Below are 912 nucleotides of genomic sequence, written 5' to 3'. Positions count from 1 at the left end.
GCTACACGCCGGAACCGTAACATTATTTCCACAGTTAAATGTTACTACTGGTGCAGTTGCTACAGTAAATCGTTTTGTACAAGTGTATGTATTACTTCCTGGTGTAGTTTGTGCTCCACAATTTAAAAATTGTTGATCAACAGTTCCATTGTCAAAATTTTCATTAATAGCTGTCGCAACTGCATTAATTTCTGATAAAGAATATTGTGAAGAACAACCTCCAATAATATTATTTGCTAATTGCAAGAAATTAGAAACAGTCATTCCGGCAAATGTGCCTGACTTAATAGTCAAAGAACTTAAACTTGTGTTACTTGATGAAAAGTTAGAATCAAAGTTATCAAAGCCAACTGACAACGTAAGTGCTATCAATTGAGAAGATAAAACACCTCTTGTGCTAGTAGGATTTGTTGCACTTGACGTGATTAAAGCTGGTGAACCACCTGCAGGTAAATAATTTTGAATTGCAGATGATGATGTAAATGTAAGTTTATTACTTCCACATCCTATAACCAACCCATTTGGAAAAGCTCCAGCAAAGTTATTGTCTCTGTAACATCCTGGATTATTTCCATTACAAGAAGTTCCATAACCTCCTTGAGTGAATGTTTTAAATTGTCCAAGACAATCATTAGGTTGACCACATGGATTGCTAACATTGTACGTCCAAGTCACATCTTTAAATCCTCCACAAGCTGATGGTGGTGTTGTTGCATTGTTTGTCAATACTCCTCCACAACCGCCACTTGCAGTAGTTGATGCTAAGAACGTTGTCCATGCTGCATTAACTTCTGCTTGTGAACTACAAGCTGGTAACGTTACATTGTTTGCACAATTAAATGCTACTGGTGCAGCTGGTGTAATAGTGAATGTCGCACTAACGCTATCTTGTGTACAGTTGTCTGCAATGCT

General features: G+C 37.2%; 1 protein-coding gene. It reads right to left on the bottom strand.

What is annotated here, in order from left to right:
- The coding region (locus ACSVH2_RS14090; RefSeq protein ID WP_438093815.1) for a hypothetical protein at window positions 1–912 on the bottom strand (912 nt) is incomplete at both ends.

Source organism: Flavobacterium sp. RSB2_4_14, assembly GCF_051547085.1.
Classification (GTDB): Bacteria; Bacteroidota; Bacteroidia; order Flavobacteriales; family Flavobacteriaceae; genus Flavobacterium.
Note: the sequence above shows the minus strand (reverse complement) of the source record. Positions and strands in the feature narration are given on the sequence as shown.